Below are 18,779 nucleotides of genomic sequence, written 5' to 3' on the forward strand. Positions count from 1 at the left end.
CGGACGGGTCAGGCACGTGCCGGAATAGGCCATTCAGGGAAGGCGTTGCACACGTTATGAGCTATAAGAGTCCTTTGCTAAACCGCCATGGAGCCGTGCTTGCGGGAGGCCTTGATGCGGGCGTTGCCTCGCACTACGGGGATCCGAACCGGGAACAGCGGCTGCTGGCGGGGTACAACGGCCTGCCGCCCACAGCCGTGGTGGACCTCTCACACCGGGGCGTGGTCACGGTGTCCGGCCCCGACAGGCTGAGCTGGCTCAACACACTTTCCTCCCAGGGCGTCACGAAACTTGAACCCCGCGTGGGCACCGAACTGCTGCTGCTGAGCCTGCAGGGCCGCATTGACTACGATGCCCGCGTGGTTGACGACGGAACCACCACCTGGCTGATTGTGGAAACCGCCGAGGCCGCCCCGCTGGCTGACTGGCTGGCGTCCATGAAGTTCATGCTGCGCGTTGAGATTGCCGACGTCTCCGCCGACTGGGCCGTGCTGGGCTCGGTGGCCGAGGTGCCCGAGTGGGACTCCCTGCTCCAATGGACCGACCCCTGGCCCCACATCGGGGCCGGCGGCTACAGCTACGCCGCCGTCGATGAATCCGAACACCCGGGCCTGGAACGGCCGTGGCACGAATACCTGGTGCCGGCTGCGGACCTGGTGGCCACCGTTGGACAGCGCCCCCTCGCCGGCGCCTGGGCTGCGGAGGCCCTCCGGATTGCCGCGTGGCGCCCCCGCCGGGGCGCCGAGACGGATGAAAAGACCATTCCCCATGAACTGGACCTGCTGCGCACTGCAGTGCACCTGTCGAAGGGCTGCTACAAGGGCCAGGAAACCATTGCCCGCGTCCACAACCTGGGCAGGCCGCCGCGCCGGCTGGTTTTCCTGCAGCTGGACGGCTCGCAGCACACCATTCCGGCCGCCGGCAGTGCCGTCTATGACGGCGAGCGCCAGGTGGGCCGCCTGACCAGCGTTGCCCAACATTATGAGATGGGACCCATCGGCCTGGCCGTCATCAAGCGCACCGTGGACCCGGAGGCGGTCCTGATGATTGACGACGACGGCGAAAAGTACGTGGCGGCCCAGGAGCTGATTGTGGCCACCGACGCCGGCCAGGTGGTGGGGCGCGCCAAGGGCTTCCTCCGCACCCCGCACTAAGCCCCGCAGTAGCCGGAAAAAACGTCAACTCCTGTGATCCGCGCCATTGTGCCCCAATAGTCCACGTGGAATAATTCTTATGGGCTAGATGGAAGGCAGGGTCATGGAGCAACAACAAGAGGCACAGAACAAGCGGCTCACGCCCCTGGCTGTCGCGGCACTCGGCCTGTTGGCGGAACGTCCCATGCACCCCTACGAGATGTACCAGGTGCTCATGCACCGCAGGGAAGACCGCCTGGTCAAGATCCGGCCGGGCACGCTGTACCACACGGTGGGCCGGCTGGCAGCGGCAGACCTGGTCAAGGCTGCGGGCACCGAGCGGGACGGAAACAGGCCCGAGCGGACCACTTACGCCATACTCGAAGCCGGCCGCGAAGCCTTGGAAACGGAACTCAAGAAGCTGCTGGCGCAGCCGGCAGTTGAATACCCCAGCTTCCCGCAGGCCGTGGCCGAGGCACACAACCTGCCGGCCGGCGTCGTGCTTGGCCTGCTGGGGCAGCGGATTGCGGCACTGGAAGCGCACGCGGCGGAGCTGGAAGCAGACCAGCGGAACGCAATATCCCGGGGCGTGGAACAAAGGTTCTGGGTGGAAGTGTTGTACCAACAGGCCATCACCAAGGCAGAGCTGGACTGGATCCGGCAGCTGCACTCAGACATCACCACCGGCGCGCTGCCATGGCAGCCGGACGAATTCTTCGACCAAACGGCTCGAAACAAACTTTAAGGAACAAGCATGGAAACCGTGGCAAAACCTTGGCCCGCGCTATGGGCGCTTGTGCTGGGGTTCTTCATGATCCTGGTCGACTCAACCATCGTCTCGGTGGCCAACCCGAAGATCATGGAGGGCCTGCACACCGACATCAACTCCGTCATCTGGGTGACCAGCGCCTACCTGCTGGCATACGCCGTCCCGCTGCTTGTCACCGGGCGCATGGGAGACAAATACGGGCCCAAGAACCTGTACCTGATCGGCCTGAGCGTGTTCACGCTGGCGTCGCTGTGGTGCGGCCTGTCCGGCAGCATCGGCATGCTGATCCTGGCCCGTGCCGTGCAGGGGCTCGGCGCGGCCATGATGACGCCACAGACCATGGCCGTCATTACTCGCATCTTTGCCCCTGACAAGCGTGGCCCGGCCATGGGCCTGTGGGGCGCCACCGCCGGGGTGGCCATGCTGGTGGGTCCCATCCTGGGCGGCGTGCTGGTGGACGGCCTGGGCTGGGAATGGATCTTCTTTGTCAACGTGCCCGTGGGCGTCGTGGCGTTCGTCATGGCCGTCCGCCTGGTGCCGGCCCTGAAGACGCACGACCACAAGTTCGACCTGCTGGGCGTGGCCCTGAGCTCGATCGGGCTGTTCATGCTGGTCTTTGGGATCCAGGAAGGCGAAAAGTACAACTGGGGAGCCATTTCAGGCCCCATCACCGTGTGGGGGCTGATCATTGCCGGCCTGGTGTTCCTGGTGCTGTTCGGGATCTGGCAGGGCACGACGAAGGGCGAGGCCCTGGTCCCGCTGCACCTGTTCAAGGTCCGCAACTTCTCCCTGGCCAACATTGCCATCACCACCATGGGCTTCAGCGTGACGGCCATGAGCCTGCCGCTGTTCTTCTACTACCAGCTGGTGCGCGGCATGACACCTACGCAATCGGCGCTCATGATGGTCCCCATGGCGCTGTTCTCCGGCGTGCTGGCACCGTTTGTCGGCAAGCTGGTGGACCTGGCGAACCCGCGCTACGTGGCGCTGACCGGCTTCGTGCTGATGTCCGTCTCCCTCTTGTGGACATCGTCGCTGATGAGCCCCGACACGCCCATCTGGCTGTTCCTGCTCCCCAGCGGGCTGCTGGGCATTGCCAGCTCCGGCATCTGGGCGCCGCTGTCCACCACGGCCACCCGCAACCTGGGCCCCAGCGAGGCCGGGGCCGGTGCCGGAATTTACAACACCACGCGCCAAATCGGTTCGGTGCTGGGCAGTGCCGCGATTGCCGCCCTGATCTCCGCCCGCCTGGCGGCCGAGATGCCCGCTGGCGCTTCGCAGGGCGCCTCCGGGGTGTCGGGTCAGCTGCCGGCGTTCCTGCAGGCCGGATTTGCGACGGCGATGGGCCAGTCCATCATCCTGCCCGCTGCAGTGGTGGTGCTGGGTGCAGCAACCGCGGCCTTCTTCGCCAAGCCCCGCTCCGTGGAAGCTATTTATGCGGAGTATGAAGGTCAACGGTCGTCTGCAAACCAGCCACACTAAGTCCCGCTGCCATGGCCAGTGCGTGGGCGGGCACGTTGTTGATGTCCGCCCGCCACTGGACTATCAGCCCGGCGGCGAGCGCCTCGTGCGCAGCAATTGAGGTGGCCAGCAGCCCAAGCCCCTGATTCCGGTGGGCGGGGGCCACCAGGGTGCCCAGCCGGGCCAATAACCCCTGAAACTCGGCGTAGGCACTGCACGCAACCGGTCCGGCCGAATGCGCAGCCTCCTGCGGATCGCCGTCCCAGTCCGCGCCAGGATCCCGGCTTTGCCCGGGGAGCCCCATCAGGGTGAACTTGTGGGGCATGGCGGCCAGGCCGACGTCGTTCACGTCGTCGGGCGGGCACATCGCCTCAAGCGCCACGGCCTCCGGGTTCCCGTGGGAGACCATGATGCTCCCTGCCGGCTGGCGGACCTCCAGCTCGTCTGCGAAATACAGGGCCTGGGTGCCGCGGCCACGCCCGCCAAAGCCGCGCGTGAGGCGGAGCATCACGGCATGGTCGCTGAGCTCGTCATCGCTGTGGGCCCGTGCGGCCTCCAGCACGGCGGGAGGGCCGGTCAGGATCGATTGCTCCCACAACCGCACGAACGTCAGCCGGCCGTCGTCGGTGGCATGGGTGATCCGGCTGCCATCCCGGCCCATGACAAGGGAACCCTCCGGCAGGCCCAGCCCGCGTTCCCAGGCGAGCCGGACAATGGGGGCCGAGCTGAGGTCAAAGGTCATGGATTAAACCTTAACGCCCCGCTGCAGGGGTCTGCGCGGGGCATGGGGGCTGGCCGGACGGTGTCAGCCGAAAAGGATCGCGGCCTCGTCGTAGCGGTGCTGCGGCACCACCTTGAGGTTGCCGAGGGCTGCCTCAAAGGGCACGTGCTCAATCTCGGTGCCCTTGAGGGAGACCATGGTGCCCCAGCGTTCCTCCACCACGGAATCAACGGCGGCCATGCCCAGGCGGGTCGCCAGAACCCGATCAAAGCTGGAGGGCACGCCGCCGCGCTGGATGTGGCCCAGGATGGTGGCGCGGGTTTCGATGCCCGTACGGGCTTCAATTTCCGGGGCCAGCTGTTCGCCGATGCCGCCCAGCCGCGGGCGGCCGAAGGTGTCCATGCCGCGTTCTGAATGGGCGGAGTCCCGGTGGTCCGGGACGAACCCTTCTGCCACCACCACCAGGGGTGCGCGGCCGCGTTCGTGGGCTTCCTGGACCCATTCCACAATCTGGTCCATGCTGGTGTTTTGTTCCGGAATCAAGATGGCGTGGGCGCCCGTGGCCATGCCGGCGTGCAGGGCAATCCAGCCCACATGGCGGCCCATGACCTCGGCGATCATGCACCGGTGGTGTGACTCCCCGGTGGTCCGCAGCCGGTCGATGGCCTCGGTGGCAATTTGCACGGCCGTGTCGAAGCCGAAGGTGTAGTCGGTGGCGTCAAGGTCGTTGTCCACGGTTTTCGGCACGCCCACAATTTTCAGCCCGGCATCCGTGAGCCGGCGGGCCGCAGCCAGCGTCCCCTCGCCGCCAATGGCGATCATGGCGTCAATGCCGAGGCGTTCCAGGTGGGCCTTGATGACCTCGGGGCCGCCGTCGCCGTCGAACGGGTTGGTCCGCGAGGTGCCCAGGATGGTGCCGCCCTGCTTGGAAATGCCGCGGACCATCTGGCGGGGCAGGTCCATGATGTCGCCCTCAACAACGCCCCGCCAGCCGTCCCTGAAGCCCACAAATTCGTGGCCGTAGACCTTGATGCCCTTCAAAACAATGCCGCGGATCACGGCGTTGAGTCCGGGGCAGTCGCCTCCGCTGGTGAGAATGCCAATCTTCATGGGTGTTGGGCCCTTCGGTGTGATGGAGTCAATGTGTCTTGAGCGCACCGTTGAGCTCCTCACAGGCCATTCTAGACGGTCATGTGACCGGGGCAACTCTTGACCGCGGGGTGGACACGGATTCCGCCACCGCCGCCGTCACTTCTTGCGCAGCACGCTCACGGCCCCGCCGGCCACCATGGCCAGGCCCGCGCCGAAGAGCAGCCACATGGCCGTCTGGCCGGTGTCCAGCCGCAGGCCGGCCTGGCGGGAGGCGATGACCAGGATGCCCAGGACCACCACGACGGCGCCCCACACCAGGGTGCCGACCCTCACCGGGTGCCGGGTGGACTCAGTTTGTGTTTGTGCTTCGGCGCCCGCGTCTGGGCGCGTGACATTGTCGTCGCCGGGAAAGCTGATGGGTTCTGTTGGGGTGTTCATGGCATTCTCCAGGTTCTTAGTTGCCGGGTGTCGGGACAAAGGCGATGGTGGCTGCGGCGCCGTTGAGGGTGATGGCCAGTCCGCTGCCTTTCAGCCCGGGGTTGAGCTGCGTGGAGGAGTTCTGCACCACCGCGCCCCCGCCTTGGCCGGCACCGCCCTGGACGTCGAGTTTTGACACCGCGAGGTCGCTGGTGACCGTGACGGGGATGTCGGTGGGCACCTTCACCACCACCTTGGCGGCAACTACGTTGAGGGGGATCTGGACGTCAGCCGTGAGGGAGCTGCCTTGGGAGACGTGGGTCAGGTCGATTGCGGCGTTGCCCACCATCACATCGAGCCCTTGTTCGGCCGCACTGACACTGGTGGGGGTCCATGACTGGTTCGCCAGGGGCGTCCAGGGACCGTGCAGCGGGACCACGCTCAGCAGGCCCGCAACCACCAGTGCGATGATCGCAAAGGTGCCCACCCCGCCCGCCGTGCGCCCGAGTATCCCCGAGATGATGATGGCCAGTCCCGCGGTGATGGCTGCGGCGGCCGCGGCGGCCGCCACCTGGTAGCCGTTGAGGTTGATGATCCCGGCTGCATTGAGGATAAGCACCAGTGCGCCCACCATGACGGCCAGTCCCAGCGAGAGCAGGCTTGCTGCAGCACCCAGGCGGGGTGGCGCCTTGAGGGCCGGCCGTCCGTTCTGTCCGAGGGGTCCGTTAGGGCCAAGCGGCCCGTTCGCTCCGAGGGGGCCATTCGGGCCCAAGGTGTGCTCAGTCCAGGCGCCGGCTTTCGCCGCGGGCCCTGCGGCGGCAAGCTGCCTGGGGTCGGGCCCGGTTTCAGTTCCAGCCGCGTAGCCGGGGCCCTGGGCCGCGTATCCGGATCCGTAAGGTGTACCGGTGGCTGCCGCACTGGAGTGCTGCTGCCAGGGTGGGTTTCCCGAGGGCCGCGGCGGCTGCCCCTTGCCCCGGTTGACGGCCCAGACCACGCAGCAAACGATGGCCGCCACCCAGATAACGGGCCAAGGGAACCAGCCGTTGTGGCCGTCCCAGACGAAGGTCTGCCCCGGCCCGGCCAGCCCCAGGCAGGTGGCCACCGCGGCGCCCGTCATGCCGGTGGACCAGTGCCCCCGGGCCACCTGCTCCACGTGGATTCGGCCGTCCGGTTCGGGCAGCAGGGCCCAGGCCAGCCCGTAGGCCAGCAGGCCGACGCCGAAGAACAGTGTGAGCACCACGGTCAGGCCGCGGACAATCACAGGGTCGATTCCCCACCGGTCCGCCAGTCCGCTGCACACGCCGCCCACCCAGCGGCTGCTGCCGCGCTGCACGCCCAGGGAGCGCAGCCACCGGAAGAAGCGTGCGCTGTCCTGCGCTGCGGGCTGTGGCGGCGCGGGGTAGCCCTGGCCCGGGCTTTCCGGCTGCGAAGGCTGCTGCGGGGGCTGCCCGCTTGAGGGGGGCGTGGCGCCTGGGTCGGGCTGTTGGGGGTCATGGGTTTCGTTCATGGTTCAATCGTGTCCCGGCGGTGCCCGCGCCGCCATCGGGGGTGACCCTGAAAGAACCCTGATGCGACCCTTGGAAACTGCGCCGCCGCTCTCCGGTCGTGCTTGGATTGAACCATGAGCGCAAAGATGTACAGGTCCACGGACCGTGTGGTTGCCGGCGTGTGTGCCGGCCTGGCGGATCACCTTGGCCTGCGCGTCGGCACTGTCCGGGCCATCATGGCCGGCTCCTGCTTCCTGTTCGGGGCGGGCGTGGTGTTCTACGCCTGGCTGTGGATCCTGGTGCCCCTCGCCGGGGATGACGCCGCCTCGGGCGCCCCCCAGCTGGCCGACGACGGCGGCCCCCGGCTCAGGCTCTTCCGCCCGGCACCCCCGGCAGAGCCGGCCGCGGCGGAGCTTGGAGCCGGAGGTCCCGCGCAGCCGCAGGGTGACCGCGCCCGTCCGGGCTTTTCGGTGGGGGCCAGGGAAATCCTGGTGGGCGGGGCATTGGTGGTCGCAGCGGTGCTGCTGTTCAGCGCCAGGGCCGGGGTGAACCTCAACCTGGGCACCATCATTCCCTTGGGCGTCATTGCCGCGGGTGCCGTGCTGGCCTGGATGCAGCTTGACGCCACCAGGCGCGTGGGCCTGCTTAACGCGGCAAAGATGGACACCCCCTGGTCGGTGGCCCGGTTTGTGGCGGGCCTGATCCTGGTGGTGGCCGGGGTGCTCATCATCGTCACCGGCTCCGGCTCCTGGGCGCTGGTCTGGGCGTCCGTGGTCGCCTCGGTGGCCGTGCTGGCCGGCGTCGGGCTGGTCCTGGCACCCTGGGCACTGAAGTTTTGGCGCGATCTCCAGGCCGAGCGCGCCGGGCGCATCCGCGAAGCCCAGCGGGCGGAGATTGCTGCCCACCTGCACGACTCCGTGCTGCAAACCTTGGCGCTGATCCAAAAACGGGCGGATTCGCCCCAGGACGTCAGCCGGCTGGCCCGCGCACAGGAACGCGAACTGCGCAGCTGGATCTACCAGGATGCCGGGCAGGACACGGGCCGGCTGGTTGCGGGGATCAAGGCCGTGTGCGCCGAAGTCGAGGATCTCCACGGCCTGCCGGTGGAACTGGTGACGGTGGGGGATGCCGAGCTGGGCGAGCCCATGCGCGCCCTGGTCCAGGCCACGCGTGAGGCCGTGCTGAACGGCGTCCGCCACGGCGGGACGCCCGTGTCCGTGTACGTTGAGGCGGCCCCCTCCGGAGTCGACGTCTTCGTCAAGGACCGCGGGCCGGGGTTCGATCCCGGCGCCGTGCCGCCGGACAGGCTGGGAGTCCGGGAGTCCGTCGTCGGGCGCATGCAACGCAATGGCGGCTCGGCTGAGATCATTAGTTCACCTGACGGCACGGAGGTGCGCCTCCACCTGCCCGGCGGGCCCGCGCAGGCCGCGGCAGCCACCGGCACAGCCAGGAACACGGACGCGGAGGAAGCGAAATGACAGCTGCAGGGCAGCCCATCCGGGTGGTCGTGGTGGACGACCACGCCATCTTCCGCTCCGGGCTCAAGGCGGACCTTGCCCCGGACATCCACGTGCTGGCGGAGGCCGCCACGGTGGAGGAAGCCATTGCCGCCGTCGCCGCCCACACGCCGGATGTGGTGCTCCTTGACGTCCACCTGCCTGGCGGACGCGGCCAGGGCGGGCGCGAGGTCATCTCGGGGTGCGCCGGGATGCTGGGACAGGTGAAGTTCCTGGCACTGAGCGTCTCGGACGCCGCGGAGGACGTGGTCTCCGTGATCCGCGCCGGCGCCCGCGGCTATGTCACCAAATCGATCTCCGGCACGGAAATATCCGACGCCGTCCGCCGGGTTGCCGGGGGAGACGCCGTGTTTTCCCCGCGGCTGGCCGGCTTTGTGCTTGACGCCTTTGGCACGGCCGAGGTGGCCGTGGAGGATGAGCTCGACAAGCTGTCCGCCCGGGAGCTGGAGGTCATGCGGCTCATTGCCCGCGGCTACTCCTACAAGGAGGTGGCGAAGGCCCTGTTTATCTCCATCAAGACCGTGGAAACGCACGTCTCAGCCGTGCTGCGCAAGCTCCAACTGTCCTCCCGGCACGAACTCACCCGCTGGGCCGCCGACCGCAGGCTGCTGTAAGGCGTACGGCGTCCTCCCGTCAGGCCTTTGCGGTGCCCAGGAACTCCTGCAGGCGGCCCACGCCTGTGGCGAGGTCGTCGTCGCCGAGGGCGTAGGACAGGCGCAGGTAGCCGCTGGGGCCGAACGCCTCGCCCGGAACCACGGCCACTTCGGCCTTGTCCAGGATGAGGGCAGCCAGCTCCGCCGACGTGGCCGGGCGGATGCCACCGATCTCGCGTCCCAGCAGGCCCCGAACATCGGCATAGGCATAAAACGCGCCGTGGGGCGTGGGGCACTGCACACCGTCGATCGCGTTCAGCGCCTGCACCATGGCCTTGCGGCGGCGATCGAAGGCCACCTTCATTTCCTCCACGGCCGTCAGGGGCCCGGACACGGCGGCCAGGGCGGCCATCTGGGAAACGTTGGCCACGTTGGACGTGGCGTGGGACTGCATGTTCGTGGCAGCCTTGGCCACATCCGCCGGGGCGATCATCCAGCCCACGCGCCAGCCGGTCATGGCATACGTCTTGGCCACGCCGTTGAGGATCACCACCTTGTCACCCAGCTCCGGGGCGGCCGTGGCAATCGAAGTGAAGGGGACGCCGTCGTAGGTCAGGTGCTCGTAGATTTCGTCCGTGATGACCCACAGGCCCTTCGACGCGGCCCACAGCCCGATCTCCCGCGTTTGCTCGGCGGAGTACACGGCGCCGGTCGGATTGGACGGGGACACAAACAGCAGCACCTTGCTGCGGGGCGTCACCGCGGCTTCAAGCTGGTCCACGGTCACCAGGTAGCCCTGTTCCGGTCCGGCAAACACCTCAACGGGAACGCCGCCGGCCAGCCGGATCGCCTCCGGATAGGTGGTCCAGTACGGGGTGGGGATGATGACCTCATCACCCGGATCGAGCAAGGTGGCGAAAGACTCGTAGACGGCCTGCTTGCCGCCATTGGTGACCACCACCTGGGCGGGCTCGGCGGAGTAGCCCGAATCCCGCAGCGTCTTGGCCACGATGGCGGCCTTGAGCTCCGGCAGGCCCGCTGCGGGGGAGTAGCGGTGGTACTTGGGCTGTCGGGCTGCGGCAATTGCCGCCTCCACTATGTAGTCGGGGGTGGGGAAGTCCGGCTCACCGGCACCAAATCCAATCACGGGGCGCCCGGCCGCCTTCAGCGCCTTGGCCTTGGCGTCGACGGCCAGTGTGGCGGATTCGGCGATGGCGGCGATGCGGGCGGAGATGCGGCGCCCGGCGCCATGGTCAGCTGTCAGTTCGGCAGACATCAGGGTACTTTCTTCTCAGGGTGAGCCTTACAGTGCATTCGGGTCACTTCGACTTCGTCTTCTACTTTAGGCGCATCGGGTGCCCGGTTCGACGTAGCCACTTAAGAATGCGTAGAATGGAGAACTGGTGCTAAAACACCATGATGGTGCACGCCTTGAACCGGATGGAACAACCGGTGCCGGTTTGGAAAACGGGTGTTCAAGACGGTAAGTTATTCATGGCGTTCGGCGTCATGGGGCCCCCAGGGCTCCAAAGGGTAGTGGCGCAATTGGTAGCGCAGCGGTCTCCAAAACCGCAGGTTGCAGGTTCGAGTCCTGTCTGCCCTGCGTTTAGGCGCAGCGGGTTTGGTCCTTGTGAAGTGCAAGTGAATTACTTGTGGATTCGTGGGCCAAACCCATCTCCGTCTAGCGAATAAGTTGCACAAGACGGGGTCCGAGATCCGGGCCCGGGTGTTTTCCAACAAACGATGAGTGAGGCACTGGTGACCGAATCTGCGGCAAGCCGCTCCGAGGGCCGCCCTGCCAAGAAGACCGGCAAGTCAGGTGGGCCAGGATTCTTTGGCCGCATAGCCACCTTCCTTCGCCAGGTCATTGGCGAGATGAAAAAGGTCGTCACGCCCACTCGCCAGGAGTTGATCAACATGACCGCCGTCGTGCTGGTATTCGTGGTCATTGTGATGGGAATCGTCACCGTCCTGGACTTTGGCTTCGGCAAGGCCGTGCTTTGGGTCTTTGGCGGCCACGTATCCACTGAGCAGTAAACGCTCGACTTTGGCCGGCCCCGAAAGCGATTTTCGACAAGGGGTCGGTTTGAGCCATTTAAGAAACGCACAAGGAAAGCAGGAAATTCGTGTCTGAGCAGGAGCCCGAGGCTAACTACAGTGAGCCGGAGCAGGACACTGTGGTTGCTGATGCTGCAATCAGTGCCGACCTTGATGCCCCCGAGGCTGACGCAGCAGCGGTTGAAACCGAGCCGGCCACCGCGGTCGACGCCGAGCCGGCCACGGCGGAAGGCGACGAAGCAGCGGAAGCTGACGCCGCCGTCGTGCCTGCCGAGCCCGAGGTGGACCCGGCCGAGGAATTCAAGGCCAAGCTGCGCCGCCAGGAGGGTGACTGGTACGTCATCCACTCCTACGCCGGCTACGAAAACCGCGTCAAGGTCAACCTTGAATCCCGCAGCCTGTCGCTGAACATGGAAGATTTCATCTTCGAAGTCCAGGTCCCCATGGAAGAAGTCGTGGAGATCAAGAACGCCCAGCGCAAGGTTGTGAACCGCGTTCGCATTCCCGGCTACGTGCTGGTCCGCATGGACTTGACGGATGCCTCCTGGGGCGTGGTCCGCCACACCCCCGGCGTCACCGGCTTTGTCGGCAACGCCCACAACCCCGTGCCGCTGCGCCTGGACGAGGTCTTCTCCATGCTGGCCCCGATCTTCGAGGAGCAGCAGGCCGAAGTGACCGGCGTCCCGCTGCGCCACGATCCGCTGGATGCCGAAATCGACTTCGAGGTCGGCGAGGCCGTCATCGTCAAGGACGGCCCGTTCGAGACCCTCTCCGCCACCATTTCGGAGATCAAGCCCGAATCCCAGCAGCTGGTGGTGCTGGTATCCATCTTCGAGCGCGAGACCCCCGTCACACTCGCCTTCAACCAGGTCACCAAGATCTAGTTGCCCCTAAGTTTCGCTTCGCGGGGGCTTGCTTAGTTCCCGCGGGGCGTTCGGCCGGACGCCATCCGGCCACCCACCTTGGACGCGCTCCGTCGTCCAGGACAGATATTGAGAGAAGGACCCTACATTGGCTCCCAAGAAAAAGGTCACCGGCCTTATCAAGCTGCAGATCCAGGCAGGCGCCGCCAACCCGGCCCCGCCAATCGGTCCCGCGCTTGGCCAGCACGGTGTCAACATCATGGAATTCTGCAAGGCGTACAACGCTGCCACGGAATCCCAGCGCGGAAACGTCATCCCCGTTGAAATCACGGTTTACGAAGACCGTTCCTTCACGTTCGTCACCAAGACCCCGCCGGCTGCTGAGCTCATCAAAAAGGCTGCAGGCGTCGCCAAGGGTTCAGCCACCCCGCACACCGTCAAGGTTGCCCAGCTGACCAAGGCACAGGTCACCGAGATCGCCACCCAGAAGCTGGTCGACCTCAACGCCACGAGCATCGAAGGCGCTGAGAAGATCATCGCCGGCACCGCCCGCTCCATGGGCATCACCGTCGAGGCCTAAAGCCCCGGCATCCGGTGGTCGGGCTTGTCGCGACCGCCAATCAGCATCACCAAAAACATAAAGAACGACGCCGGCCAGTCTCCCCCTGGGTGCCTGGAGGCGGACGTACGTGGCAGGGCCCGCGCGGTCCAAACGACCACAACTGCACAAGGAGAAACAAGCAGCATGGCAAAGCGCAGCAAAGCATATAAGGCAGCCGAAGCCAAGATCGATGCGGAAAAGGTTTACGCACCGTTCGAGGCCATCAAGCTCGCCAAGGAGACCAACCCCTCCAAGTTCGACGCCACCGTTGAGGTCGCGTTCCGCCTGGGCGTTGACCCCCGCAAGGCCGACCAGATGATCCGCGGCACGGTCAACCTGCCCCACGGCACCGGCAAGACGGCCCGCGTCCTCGTTTTCGCAACGGGCGAGCGCGCCGAGGCCGCTATTGCAGCCGGCGCCGACTTCGTGGGCACGGACGAACTGATCGAAAAGATCCAGGGCGGCTGGACCGACTTCGACTCAGCAGTGGCAACCCCGGACCTTATGGGCAAGGTGGGTCGCCTGGGCAAGATTCTTGGCCCCCGCAACCTCATGCCGAACCCGAAGACCGGCACGGTCACCAACGACGTCGCCAAGGCTGTCAATGACATCAAGGGCGGCAAGATCGACTTCCGCGTCGACAAGCACTCCAACCTTCACTTCATCATCGGCAAGGTGTCCTTCGACGCCGTCAAGCTGGCGGAGAACTACGCGGCAGCGCTGGAAGAGGTGCTTCGCCTGAAGCCGTCCGCTTCCAAGGGCCGCTACCTGCAGAAGGCCACTGTCACCACGACGTTCGGCCCCGGCATCTCGGTCGACCCCGCGGCAACAAAGGTACTCACCGACGCCTAAGCCACAGGCTTTGGAACATGGGGGCCGGTCTAGCTATTCGCTACGCCGGCCCCCATTTTTTGTATGGTTAAGTCACAGGCAGGCACGCACAAGCAATCTTGGGAGCATGACATATGACCGTCACCATCAGGGAGGCAACTCGTGAGGATGCGGCGGCGCTGGCCGGCCTGGCTGCGGTGACTTTCCCATTGGCCTGCCCGCCCGACAGCCGGGCGGAGGACGTAGCCGCCTTCATCGTGGACAAGCTGGGGGAGGACTCCTTCGACGGCTACTTGACCGACTCCCAACGCGTGGTTTTTGTGGCCGAGGACTCACAGCCCGGCGGAGGGTCCCAGTTGCTCGCATACACGATGCTGGTGGACGCACCGCCGCAGGACGCGGACGTGGCGGCTGTTGTGGGCAGCCCTTCCGGGGTGGAACTGAGCAAATGCTATGCACACCCCGATGTCCATGGAGCGGGCATCACCGCGCAGCTCATGGCGGAAAGCCTTGGGTGGGCGCGGTCGCGGGGTTCCGCACAGGTGTGGCTCGGCGTCAATGATGAGAATGCCCGGGCCAGGAAATTCTATGAAAAGCACGGCTTTGCCGTTGCCGGGGAGCGAAGCTTTCGGCTGGGGAACAGGGTGGAGCATGATTTTGTCATGGTCCGGCCCGCATAACGCAAGTCTCAGGAGTACAGGGAAATGAACGATGTCCAGATCGAACAACTGCGGGTGCCCGAGACGCTCGACGGCGACGGCGCCGCGGACTTCCTGCGCGCCGTGGACGTCTCCCGCCAGGTCCGCCTAAACACCTGGGGCAATGACGACCTGGCCTATACCGGTGCGGAGATGCTGGCGCTCTGCCACGACCCGTACGAATGGTATGTGATGTTGGTGGCCCGCCTCGGCGGGGAGATCGTGGGCAGGGCCGGCGTCGCCATGCCCCTGGACGACGACACGGAACTGGCCCATGTCACGCTGGATGTGCTGCCATCGGCGCAAGGCCATGGCATTGGCAGGAAGCTGCTGGAGGCGGCCGAAACGTTTGTGCAGGGGGAAAACCGGCACATTGTGGTTGTGGAAACCAACCATTCGGCTGCGGACGCTGCCGCCGGGGGCGAGGACGCCGTGCCCGCCGCAAACGGCGCCGGTTCGCTGCCCCTGAGCAGCAGGGAAGCGCGGTTTGCCTTCAGCGCCGGCTACCAGCTTGAGCAGGTGGAGCAGTTCAGCAGCTGTGCCCTGCCCCTGAACCCGGACAGGGCACAGGAGCTCTCCGATGGCGCGAAGGCCGCCCAAGCGGGCAAGTACGACGTCCATGGATGGACGGACCACTGCCCGGACCGGTGGGCCGCGGACGTGGTTCGGCTGGAGCGGGGCCAGGACCCGGAGGGCGGGGACACCTGGGATGTGGCGCGGCTGCGGGAATCAGAGGAATTGTCACTTCAGACGGGGCGGCACACCCTGGTGAGTGCCGCAGAGTGCGTGGCCACCGGGTCCCTGGTGGGGTTTACCTCCATTTCGGTGCTGGGGTACCGGGAGGACGTGGTGTTCCAGGACGACACCGTGCTGGCAGAGGAACACCGGGGGCAGGAGTTGGGCCTGCGGATCAAGGTGGCCAACATGGAACGGCTGGCGCGTGAATTCCCGCAGTCCCGCACGGTGTACACGTGGAACGCCGCGGACAATGCGTACATGCTGGCGGTGAACGCCAAGCTGGGATTTGCCGCGGCGGGCGTTACGGGGCAGTGGCAGAAGGATTTCGCGGCAGCGCTGTAGCAATCTGCCCCCCGCCTGGCCGCGGGTTCCCGGCTTCGATTTGGCGTCACCCGGACCTCTCTTGTATTCTTAAGGAACCAAAGACCGTCGGTCGATGGAAATCACCCCCGCAATGCAGGTGCACCATGTGCCGCGCAACACGGAACCAGGGAAAGTTTCCATCCGAAAGTCCTGTTCAGGACGGCCAGCGCAGGTGCACAAAGCTTAAATGGTGTAGACCCCGGTGAATGCCGGTTGACCCGCCGTGAAACGCCCCGTACATCTGTGCGGGGCGTTTTGTTTGTCCCGCCAGCTTCCCCGTGGAGCGTGGGACGGGACCTGCAGGGACCGGCACCAATTCCCGGAAGGAGGGTTATGGCAACGCCAACAAAGGTGGCTGCGGTCAAGGAAATCACTCAAGATTTCAATGATTCCACTGCAGCAGTCCTAACCGAATACCGTGGGCTCACCGTTGCCCAGCTCAAGGAGCTGCGCGTTTCTCTCGGCCAGGACACCAAGTTCTCGGTCGTCAAGAACACCCTGACAGCCATCGCGGCCAAGGAAGCGGGTGTTGACGCCTTCGAGGGTCAGCTGAGCGGCCCCACCGCCATTGCTTTCATCAAGGGTGATGCTGTAGCTGCAGCGAAGAGCCTGACGGATTTTGCAAAAGCCAACAAGGCGCTGATCATCAAGACCGGCATCTTCGAAGGCAAGGCTCTCGACGCTTCTGAGGTAGCCGCACTGGCCGCCCTTGAGTCTCGCGAACTGCAGCTGGCCAAGGTCGCCGGCATCCTCAAGGCTCCGATGGCCGCCGTCGCGCGCACCATCGAGGCCCTGCGTGTCAAGCTGGCCGAAGGCGCCCCCGTCGAGGAAGCGCCTGCCGCTGTCGAAGAGGCTCCGGCCCCTGAAGCTGCCGCTGCCGAAGAGGCACCGGCCGCCGAGACCACCGAGGCCTAGTCCTCATGGGGGATTCGTCCCCTCTAGTTTTTCCCTAAATCCATGAGGACTTAGGTTTATAGATTCGGCCCTCCGGGCCACGTACACAGAAGGAGCGCCACCCATGGCTAAGCTCACCAACGACGAGCTCATTGCAGCTTTCAAGGAACTGACCATCATCGAGCTCTCCGAGTTCGTCAAGCTCTTCGAAGAGACCTTTGAAGTTACCGCTGCCGCTGTTGCAGTTGCCGGCCCCGCCGGTGGCGGCGCTGCTGAGTCTGAAGACGAGCAGACCGAATTCGATGTCATCCTTGAAGCCGCTGGCGACAAGAAGATTGCAGTGATCAAGGAAGTTCGCGCCCTCACGTCCCTCGGACTGAAGGAAGCCAAGGACGTCGTTGACTCCGCTCCGAAGGCTGTCCTCGAAGGTGCAACCAAGGAAGCTGCCGAGAAGGCCAAGGAAGCCCTCGAAGCTGCCGGCGCCACGGTTACCCTCAAGTAATCACCTCGCATTCCATGAAGGGGCCCCGCACCGACAAGGTGCGGGGCCCCTTCGCGTGTACGCCCACCCCCGCCAAGCGACGCTCCCTCACTTTTCGCGGTCTTTCCCCCGACGCTCCCTCACTTTATGGCCATATCTCCTCGACGCTCGATTACCTTTCGCGGTGTTTTTTCGAAACGCTCCATCACTGCCTTGCGTGGCGACCGGCGGGCAAACACCGACCGGGAGGGAGCGCCGCCGGAAACACCGCGAAAGGTGAGGAAGCGTCGGGGCGATTGCCGCGAAAGGTGAGGGAGCGTCCTATTCGGGGACGGAGATGTCCGCCACGGTGGCGCCGAACGCTGCGATGAGGGCGTCTGCTTCGACGAACATGCTGTAGCCGTGTTCGCCGGCCCCCATGGCCACCCTGCGCCCAACCACGGATTCATCGACGAACACGGGCCACGCGGTGGTGCTCCCAAGCGGCGTGATGGTGCCGCGCTCATAGCCTGTGGCCGCCAGCGCAATGTCTGCAGGGGGCATTTGCAGCTTGTTCACGCCCACGGCATGGCGCAGCTTGGGCCAGGAAATGGACCGGCCGCCGGGGACCAGGGCAAAGAGGAACGTGTTGTCACTGCGTTTGACCACCAAAGATTTCACTATGTCCCCGGGCGTGACGCCCATCAGGGAGGCTGCTTCAGCCAGCGAATTTGCCGCCGGGCGGGCAAAGATTTCCACGGCCAGCCCGCGCCCGGCGGCATCCGCCGAAACGCGGGCATGGCCCTGAAGCACTTCGCTCACTCCGCATCCCGGAACAGCAGGAGGGCCTCTCCCTGGCCGCCGCCGCCGCACAGGGAGACGGCTGCCTTGCCGGAGCCGCGGCGGGCCAGCTCAAACGCGGCGTGCAGGGCCAGGCGTGCGCCGGAGGTGCCGATCGGGTGGCCCAGCGCAATGGCTCCGCCGTGGATGTTGCACTTCTCCAGCGGGAAGTCGAGGTCGCGGAGGGACTGCACGGCCACGGACGCAAATGCCTCATTGACCTCAATGAAGTCCAGGTCCTCGGTGGTCCAGCCGGCCCTGTCCAGGGCGCTCTGGATGGCGTGCGAAGGCTGCGAGTGCAGGGAGTTGTCGGGCCCCGCCACTTGGCCGGGTTTCCCCACCACGGCGAGCCATTCAAGTCCGTGTTCGTCGGCGTAGGCGCGGGTGGAGAGGACCACCGCGCAGGCGCCGTCGGACAGCGGGGATGAGTTGCCAGCCGTGATGGCGCCGTCGGCCGTGAATGCGGGCCGGAGCGGGGCGAGGGTTTCCACCGTGGTGGCTGCCCGGATGCCTTCGTCGCGGGTAAGGACCAGCGGATCCCCCTTGCGCTGGGGCACGGTGACCGGCACAATTTCGCGATCGAATACGCCGGCTTCCTGTGCAGCCGCGGCGCGTTGGTGGGACGCTGCGGCCACCTCGTCCTGCGCGGCGCGGGTAATGTTCAGCCTGATGTTGCCGCGTTCCGTGGAGAGCCCCATGGATTCGCCGTCGAACGCGTCCGTGAGGCCGTCGTGCGCGGCCACATCGAGTGCCTGGACGGCCCCGTAGCTCCAGCCTTGGCGCGAACCGGGAAGAATGTGCGGGGCCCGTGTCATGGATTCCTGGCCGCCGGCCACCACCACGTCGGCATCGCCGGAGCGGATCATGCGGGCCCCGTCGATGATGGCCGTCAGCCCCGAGAGGCACACCTTGTTGATGGTCACGGCCGGCACGTTCCAACCGATTCCGGCGCCGACTGCACTCTGGCGTGCCGGGTTTTGGCCTGCCCCGGCCTGGAGCACGTGGCCCATGACAACATATTTGACATCCTGCGGACTGAGCCCGGACCGCTCCACTGCCGCGGCAATGGCCTTAGCACCAAGTTCGACGGCGGTGAAGCCCGCCAGCTGCCCGTTGAGGCGCCCCTGCGGGGTGCGCGCTCCTGCGAGAATTACCACGTCATTTGCCTGTGTCGTCATGCGAGGATGCTCCTTACACATCATCCGGGCCGGTCATCGTCGACCGGCTCACCGGGTCCCTATTG

At 65.9% G+C, this 18,779-nt stretch carries 20 protein-coding genes and 1 tRNA gene; 14 read left to right on the top strand and 7 right to left on the bottom strand.

What is annotated here, in order from left to right; translation table 11 throughout:
* The first annotated feature begins 56 nt into the window (after positions 1-56).
* The 3 genes from LPN03_RS02570 (at position 57) to LPN03_RS02580 (ending at position 3,384) form a co-directional block, all read left to right on the top strand.
* Positions 57-1,154 carry a YgfZ/GcvT domain-containing protein gene (locus tag LPN03_RS02570; RefSeq protein ID WP_165182484.1) on the top strand — a complete coding sequence of 366 codons (1,098 nt, stop codon included), beginning with the start codon at positions 57-59 and terminating at the stop codon, positions 1,152-1,154.
* Between the two features lie 103 nt (positions 1,155-1,257).
* The gene (locus LPN03_RS02575) at positions 1,258-1,878 is read left to right on the top strand and encodes a PadR family transcriptional regulator (RefSeq protein WP_262453004.1); all 621 of its coding nucleotides are present in this window, start codon (positions 1,258-1,260) and stop codon (positions 1,876-1,878) included.
* Positions 1,879-1,887: 9 nt separating this feature from the next.
* Positions 1,888-3,384, top strand: coding sequence for a DHA2 family efflux MFS transporter permease subunit (locus tag LPN03_RS02580; protein ID WP_262453006.1), 1,497 nt, complete (start codon positions 1,888-1,890; stop codon positions 3,382-3,384).
* On the opposite strand, the gene LPN03_RS02585 is transcribed toward LPN03_RS02580, so the two are convergent.
* The 4 genes from LPN03_RS02585 to LPN03_RS02600 form a co-directional block, all read right to left on the bottom strand.
* On the bottom strand, positions 3,332-4,105 hold the full coding sequence (locus LPN03_RS02585) for a GNAT family N-acetyltransferase (protein WP_262453008.1): 774 nt from the start codon (positions 4,103-4,105) through the stop codon (positions 3,332-3,334). The genes LPN03_RS02580 and LPN03_RS02585 overlap by 53 nt on opposite strands.
* Before the next feature lie 63 nt (positions 4,106-4,168).
* Positions 4,169-5,194 (bottom strand): 6-phosphofructokinase, encoded by a 1,026-nt coding sequence (locus tag LPN03_RS02590; protein ID WP_165182480.1) that lies wholly within the window; start codon positions 5,192-5,194, stop codon positions 4,169-4,171.
* Between the two features lie 138 nt (positions 5,195-5,332).
* A complete protein-coding gene (locus tag LPN03_RS02595; protein ID WP_165182479.1) occupies positions 5,333-5,614 on the bottom strand; it encodes an LPXTG cell wall anchor domain-containing protein in 282 nt (93 codons plus the stop codon).
* A gap of 16 nt (positions 5,615-5,630) precedes the next feature.
* Positions 5,631-7,100: a PspC domain-containing protein gene (locus tag LPN03_RS02600; RefSeq protein WP_262453012.1), complete on the bottom strand. Its 1,470-nt coding sequence runs from the start codon at positions 7,098-7,100 to the stop codon at positions 5,631-5,633.
* Positions 7,101-7,214: 114 nt separating this feature from the next.
* Here LPN03_RS02600 and LPN03_RS02605 point away from each other — a divergent pair, with 114 nt between their 5' ends.
* A complete protein-coding gene (locus LPN03_RS02605; protein ID WP_262453013.1) occupies positions 7,215-8,558 on the top strand; it encodes an ATP-binding protein in 1,344 nt (447 codons plus the stop codon).
* Entirely contained in the window at positions 8,555-9,211 is a 657-nt protein-coding gene (locus LPN03_RS02610; protein ID WP_165182476.1) for a LuxR C-terminal-related transcriptional regulator, read from the top strand. The genes LPN03_RS02605 and LPN03_RS02610 overlap by 4 nt, the downstream gene beginning before the upstream one ends.
* A gap of 19 nt (positions 9,212-9,230) precedes the next feature.
* Here the strand turns inward: LPN03_RS02610 and LPN03_RS02615 are convergent, their stop codons facing one another.
* Positions 9,231-10,466, bottom strand: coding sequence for a pyridoxal phosphate-dependent aminotransferase (locus tag LPN03_RS02615; RefSeq protein ID WP_165182475.1), 1,236 nt, complete (start codon positions 10,464-10,466; stop codon positions 9,231-9,233).
* Positions 10,467-10,720: 254 nt separating this feature from the next.
* On the opposite strand from LPN03_RS02615, the gene LPN03_RS02620 reads away from it, so the two are divergent.
* The 9 genes from LPN03_RS02620 to rplL all read left to right on the top strand — a co-directional run bounded on the left by LPN03_RS02620 (position 10,721) and on the right by rplL (position 16,738).
* Positions 10,721-10,793, top strand: a tRNA-Trp gene (locus LPN03_RS02620).
* 140 nt (positions 10,794-10,933) lie between these two features.
* Positions 10,934-11,227, top strand: a complete 294-nt coding sequence (gene secE / locus LPN03_RS02625; protein ID WP_165182474.1) for a preprotein translocase subunit SecE — start codon at positions 10,934-10,936, stop codon at positions 11,225-11,227.
* 89 nt (positions 11,228-11,316) lie between these two features.
* The gene (gene nusG / locus LPN03_RS02630; protein WP_262453015.1) at positions 11,317-12,132 is read left to right on the top strand and encodes a transcription termination/antitermination protein NusG; all 816 of its coding nucleotides are present in this window, start codon (positions 11,317-11,319) and stop codon (positions 12,130-12,132) included.
* A 127-nt stretch (positions 12,133-12,259) separates the two neighbouring features.
* The gene (gene rplK / locus LPN03_RS02635) at positions 12,260-12,691 is read left to right on the top strand and encodes a 50S ribosomal protein L11 (protein ID WP_165182472.1); all 432 of its coding nucleotides are present in this window, start codon (positions 12,260-12,262) and stop codon (positions 12,689-12,691) included.
* Between the two features lie 165 nt (positions 12,692-12,856).
* The gene (gene rplA / locus LPN03_RS02640) at positions 12,857-13,564 is read left to right on the top strand and encodes a 50S ribosomal protein L1 (RefSeq protein WP_165182471.1); all 708 of its coding nucleotides are present in this window, start codon (positions 12,857-12,859) and stop codon (positions 13,562-13,564) included.
* A 113-nt stretch (positions 13,565-13,677) separates the two neighbouring features.
* Positions 13,678-14,223, top strand: a complete 546-nt coding sequence (locus tag LPN03_RS02645; protein WP_262453016.1) for a GNAT family N-acetyltransferase — start codon at positions 13,678-13,680, stop codon at positions 14,221-14,223.
* 24 nt (positions 14,224-14,247) lie between these two features.
* Positions 14,248-15,321, top strand: coding sequence for a GNAT family N-acetyltransferase (locus LPN03_RS02650; protein ID WP_262453018.1), 1,074 nt, complete (start codon positions 14,248-14,250; stop codon positions 15,319-15,321).
* A 354-nt stretch (positions 15,322-15,675) separates the two neighbouring features.
* Positions 15,676-16,257 carry a 50S ribosomal protein L10 gene (gene rplJ, locus LPN03_RS02655; RefSeq protein ID WP_165182468.1) on the top strand — a complete coding sequence of 194 codons (582 nt, stop codon included), beginning with the start codon at positions 15,676-15,678 and terminating at the stop codon, positions 16,255-16,257.
* A gap of 103 nt (positions 16,258-16,360) precedes the next feature.
* The gene (gene rplL / locus LPN03_RS02660) at positions 16,361-16,738 is read left to right on the top strand and encodes a 50S ribosomal protein L7/L12 (RefSeq protein ID WP_165182467.1); all 378 of its coding nucleotides are present in this window, start codon (positions 16,361-16,363) and stop codon (positions 16,736-16,738) included.
* A gap of 300 nt (positions 16,739-17,038) precedes the next feature.
* Here the strand turns inward: rplL and LPN03_RS02665 are convergent, their stop codons facing one another.
* A complete protein-coding gene (locus LPN03_RS02665; protein WP_262453021.1) occupies positions 17,039-17,518 on the bottom strand; it encodes an aminoacyl-tRNA deacylase in 480 nt (159 codons plus the stop codon).
* Positions 17,515-18,714, bottom strand: coding sequence for an acetyl-CoA C-acetyltransferase (locus tag LPN03_RS02670; RefSeq protein ID WP_262453023.1), 1,200 nt, complete (start codon positions 18,712-18,714; stop codon positions 17,515-17,517). Before LPN03_RS02670 ends, LPN03_RS02665 begins: the two co-directional genes overlap by 4 nt.
* Positions 18,715-18,779 lie beyond the last annotated feature (65 nt).

The sequence above is a fragment of the Arthrobacter sp. A2-55 genome, assembly GCF_025548615.1.
GTDB lineage: Bacteria > Actinomycetota > Actinomycetes > Actinomycetales > Micrococcaceae > Specibacter > Specibacter silviterrae.

What these genes read in the sequence shown, in the direction of transcription:
- LPN03_RS02615 (WP_165182475.1), bottom strand. Translation starts at nt 10,466, where the DNA reads ATGTCTGCCGAACTGACAGCTGACCATGGCGCCGGGCGCCGCATCTCC.
- LPN03_RS02670 (WP_262453023.1), bottom strand. Translation starts at nt 18,714, where the DNA reads ATGACGACACAGGCAAATGACGTGGTAATTCTCGCAGGAGCGCGCACC.
- LPN03_RS02590 (WP_165182480.1), bottom strand. Translation starts at nt 5,194, where the DNA reads ATGAAGATTGGCATTCTCACCAGCGGAGGCGACTGCCCCGGACTCAAC.
- LPN03_RS02610 (WP_165182476.1), top strand. Translation starts at nt 8,555, where the DNA reads ATGACAGCTGCAGGGCAGCCCATCCGGGTGGTCGTGGTGGACGACCAC.
- secE (WP_165182474.1), top strand. Translation starts at nt 10,934, where the DNA reads ATGAGTGAGGCACTGGTGACCGAATCTGCGGCAAGCCGCTCCGAGGGC.
- LPN03_RS02570 (WP_165182484.1), top strand. Translation starts at nt 57, where the DNA reads ATGAGCTATAAGAGTCCTTTGCTAAACCGCCATGGAGCCGTGCTTGCG.
- LPN03_RS02580 (WP_262453006.1), top strand. Translation starts at nt 1,888, where the DNA reads ATGGAAACCGTGGCAAAACCTTGGCCCGCGCTATGGGCGCTTGTGCTG.
- LPN03_RS02650 (WP_262453018.1), top strand. Translation starts at nt 14,248, where the DNA reads ATGAACGATGTCCAGATCGAACAACTGCGGGTGCCCGAGACGCTCGAC.
- rplL (WP_165182467.1), top strand. Translation starts at nt 16,361, where the DNA reads ATGGCTAAGCTCACCAACGACGAGCTCATTGCAGCTTTCAAGGAACTG.
- LPN03_RS02645 (WP_262453016.1), top strand. Translation starts at nt 13,678, where the DNA reads ATGACCGTCACCATCAGGGAGGCAACTCGTGAGGATGCGGCGGCGCTG.
- rplA (WP_165182471.1), top strand. Translation starts at nt 12,857, where the DNA reads ATGGCAAAGCGCAGCAAAGCATATAAGGCAGCCGAAGCCAAGATCGAT.
- LPN03_RS02600 (WP_262453012.1), bottom strand. Translation starts at nt 7,100, where the DNA reads ATGAACGAAACCCATGACCCCCAACAGCCCGACCCAGGCGCCACGCCC.
- LPN03_RS02605 (WP_262453013.1), top strand. Translation starts at nt 7,215, where the DNA reads ATGAGCGCAAAGATGTACAGGTCCACGGACCGTGTGGTTGCCGGCGTG.
- LPN03_RS02575 (WP_262453004.1), top strand. Translation starts at nt 1,258, where the DNA reads ATGGAGCAACAACAAGAGGCACAGAACAAGCGGCTCACGCCCCTGGCT.
- LPN03_RS02585 (WP_262453008.1), bottom strand. Translation starts at nt 4,105, where the DNA reads ATGACCTTTGACCTCAGCTCGGCCCCCATTGTCCGGCTCGCCTGGGAA.
- LPN03_RS02595 (WP_165182479.1), bottom strand. Translation starts at nt 5,614, where the DNA reads ATGAACACCCCAACAGAACCCATCAGCTTTCCCGGCGACGACAATGTC.
- rplJ (WP_165182468.1), top strand. Translation starts at nt 15,676, where the DNA reads ATGGCAACGCCAACAAAGGTGGCTGCGGTCAAGGAAATCACTCAAGAT.